The organism is Lentiprolixibacter sp. (genome assembly GCF_982873095.1).
On sequence record NZ_CEYNTP010000283.1, the window covers coordinates 1 to 3,228 of the forward strand.

5 protein-coding genes are annotated in these 3,228 nt (G+C 46.2%); 4 read left to right on the plus strand and 1 reads right to left on the minus strand.

Translation table 11 applies throughout. The features are described 5' to 3' along the window. The 4 genes from AC4E7D_RS13210 to AC4E7D_RS13225 form a co-directional block, all read left to right on the plus strand. The coding region (locus tag AC4E7D_RS13210; protein WP_490174256.1) for a class I tRNA ligase family protein at window positions 1–1,090 on the plus strand (1,090 nt) is incomplete at its 5' end. Window positions 1,091–1,095: 5 nt separating this feature from the next. After that, the gene (locus AC4E7D_RS13215; protein ID WP_490174257.1) at window positions 1,096–1,479 is read left to right on the plus strand and encodes a TraR/DksA family transcriptional regulator; all 384 of its coding nucleotides are present in this window, start codon (window positions 1,096–1,098) and stop codon (window positions 1,477–1,479) included. A 96-nt stretch (window positions 1,480–1,575) separates the two neighbouring features. Then, on the plus strand, window positions 1,576–2,133 hold the full coding sequence (locus AC4E7D_RS13220) for a DUF4097 family beta strand repeat-containing protein (RefSeq protein WP_490174258.1): 558 nt from the start codon (window positions 1,576–1,578) through the stop codon (window positions 2,131–2,133). 58 nt (window positions 2,134–2,191) lie between these two features. Beyond that, window positions 2,192–2,821: a lipoprotein signal peptidase gene (locus AC4E7D_RS13225; protein ID WP_490174259.1), complete on the plus strand. Its 630-nt coding sequence runs from the start codon at window positions 2,192–2,194 to the stop codon at window positions 2,819–2,821. Here the strand turns inward: AC4E7D_RS13225 and AC4E7D_RS13230 are convergent. Then, window positions 2,797–3,228: 5-formyltetrahydrofolate cyclo-ligase (locus tag AC4E7D_RS13230; protein WP_490174260.1), on the minus strand; the 432-nt coding region annotated here is incomplete at its 5' end. The two genes, AC4E7D_RS13225 and AC4E7D_RS13230, sit on opposite strands and share 25 nt — an antisense overlap.

The window sequence follows — 3,228 nt, forward strand, 5'->3', positions numbered from 1 at the left end:
CCTGTCAGAACTGCACACCCTCATCCAAAAGTCAGACAAGGCGTATGCAGATTATGAGCCTACCCGCGCAGCGAGGGCAATAGCGGATTTCGTGCAGGAAAACCTGAGTAACTGGTATGTAAGACTAAGCAGAAGGCGTTTCTGGAAAGGCGATTACCAACAGGATAAGATATCGGCCTACCAAACCCTTTATACCTGTTTGGTTACCATCGCAAAATTAGCTGCACCCATTGCACCCTTCTTTATGGAACGCCTGTATCTGGACCTGAACCGGACAACAAATAAGGAGGATTTTGAGAGTGTACACCTGGCTGCGTTCCCTGTACAGGATCCTGGCATGGTAAATGCGGAACTGGAAAGTAAGATGCAGAAAGCCCAGGCAGTCTCCTCCCTTGTATTGTCCATAAGGCAGAAAGAGAAGATCAAAGTCAGGCAGCCCCTGCATAAAATAATGATCCCGGTATTGGATAATCAGGACAGGGAAGAAATCGAAGCGGTTTCAGATCTTATCAAGTCCGAGGTGAATGTCAAGGAGATCAGCCTGCTTGATGATGCTTCAGGGATCCTTGTAAAACAAATCAAACCCAATTACAAGGTGTTGGGTCCCCGGTACGGGAAAGATATGAAGGCCATAGGACAGGCCGTTGCCGCGCTGGGGCAGGAAGACATACAAAAAATAGAACGGGAAGGAGAGATTACCCTCCCCCTGGATAATAAAAGCATTATATTAAAGTTAGAGGAGGTAGAGATTTCCTCGCAAGACATCGAAGGATGGCTGGTGGCCAGTTCAGGCCCACTGACCGTTGCCCTGGATGTGCACATAAGCGATGACCTTCGAAAGGAGGGGATTGCAAGAGAATTGGTCAATCGGATCCAGAACCTCAGGAAAGAATCCGGTTTTGAGGTTACGGATAAGATTGATATTAAGATTCAAAAGGATGGTTACGTCGAAGAAGCGGTGGCCAGTAACATGAAATACATTAAGAATGAGACCCTTACGGCAGAGCTGGAGTTTGAAGAGCAGTTAGAAGAGGGGACCAGCGTTTCTTTTGATGAAGTAAATACAAAATTATTGATTAAAAAACATTAGATGTTATGGGACAGGATACCAAAGTAAGATACTCCGACAAGGAATTGGAGGAGTTCCGGGTACTGATTGAGGAGAAGATTGAAAAAGCAAAGAGCCACCTGGAACTACTGAAAAGTTCTTATATGAATGATGGCAATAACGGCACGGATGATACGGCACCAACCTTTAAGGCTTTTGAGGAAGGCTCTGAAACAATGAGTAAAGAAGCCAATACTCAGCTTGCCATCAGGCAGGAAAAATTCATCAGGGACCTTAAAAATGCCCTTTTGCGCATTGAAAACAAAACCTATGGTATTTGCCGGGTAACGGGCAAACTTATCAATAAAGAGCGTCTTAAGCTCGTACCTCACGCCACTTTGAGCATTGAGGCCAAGAACATGCAAAAGTAATTAGGCATCCTGGGGAGGACCGGTTACATATCAAAGAATAGACTAGCCCTAATCGGGTTTTTACTTGCCTGGCACATTGGCTGTGCTCAGAAAGCGGTGAAGCAAACCTACCCGGTAGCTTCCAATTCCCTGATTCAGATTGATACGGATTACTGTTATCAGGCAGAGATCAGTTCTTACGAGGGAGAACAGCTTATCGTTGAGGCCAGTATGGAAGGGGAGTATGCCGAAGCCTTTTCCATGAATATCTCAGAAGAGGGCACTACGGTATGGGTAGGGCCCCAATTGAGTCCGGAATTCCAATTTCCAAACGACAAACTTAGTGCCCATAAAGTAGTATCCCTATCGTTGAAGGTAAAGATACCGGCCTACCGGAATGTGCAGGTATTTGGAACCAGTTGTAATGTGACCTTGTCCGGTGACTTTAATGAAGTGGACGTTGTCCTTAACGATGGTAACTGTACCCTCAATCAGGTGGCCCAGCAAGTAAATGTGAATACCCAAAGCGGGAATATACTGCTGAATAGTTTGCAGGGCGTAGTCAGGGCGGTAAGCCATTATGGGCAGGTAAAGCAAGAAAATTTACCCGAAGGGGACGAGCAGTATGATCTCGAAACGGTCTCCGGAGACATCACCCTGTACAGAACAAAATAATCACAAAGCCTGCTGAAGTCCCCATAATCCCTATTTTTGCCCAAGCTATTCAGACCATATGCGATTTCGTAACTCTCTGCTCATAATATTCCTGATCCTACTGGTTGATCAATGGAGCAAAATATATGTGAAAACACATTTTGTGCTGGGGGAATCAGTGGAGGTATTCAGTTGGTTCAAAATACTCTTTATCGAAAACGAAGGTGCAGCCTGGGGGACGAAACTCAGTGATTTGTTACCGGTATCGGATCGTGTAGGTAAATTGATTCTCACTGTCTTTCGCCTTTTTGCCATAGCGGGGATAGGGTATTGGCTCTGGGATATCATTAAAAAGAAATCGAACCGGATCCTGATCGTAGCCGTCTCACTGATCTTTGCGGGTGCCATGGGGAATATTCTTGACTCAATGTTCTATGGCATCCTGTTCAACGACAGTTATGGCAAGACAGCCACGCTTTTTGCGCAGGAGCCTTATGGGAGCCTCTTTTATGGCAAGGTGGTAGACATGCTTTATTTTCCTCTTATCGACAGTACCTGGCCCCAGTGGTTCCCCGTGGTTGGGGGCCAAAACTTCCGTTTCTTTGAACCCGTTTTCAATATAGCCGATACAGCGATCAGTACCGGAGTAGGGATCCTCATTGTTTTCAATAAAAAAGCCTTTGGTCAGCGCCCCGAAGAAAAATCGTAGATGGCTTCAGGGGTAATACAGTAATCGAGGGCAATATCGTGTGCTTCCCGATCGGTTATACGCTTGATCGGAGGGAACAGGGACAATCCTATTTTAATTACATCTGGACGGCATTTGGCCAGGAACCTGTCGTAGTACCCCTTGCCATACCCTACGCGAAACCCGGCCTCGTCAAAGGCGAGGAGGGGGACGAAAACCACATCGAGTTGCTGCTCATCTATAGGAATACCCGCCTCAGGTTCAGGAATGTTCCATTTGTTCTTTTTCAACGGGGTGTTGTCCGTAAGCAAATGATGTGAAAGTGCTGTCTCGTCAATGACTTTGGGCACGACAATATGTTTGTCTCGCCCCTGAAGTACAGGGATGATACAGGAAGTGTCTACTTCCTTTTTCTCCGGGATGGTAAG

Coding starts and splice junctions, on each gene's coding strand:
- AC4E7D_RS13215 (WP_490174257.1), top strand. CDS start 1,096: ATGGGACAGGATACCAAAGTAAGATACTCCGACAAGGAATTGGAGGAG.
- AC4E7D_RS13225 (WP_490174259.1), top strand. CDS start 2,192: ATGCGATTTCGTAACTCTCTGCTCATAATATTCCTGATCCTACTGGTT.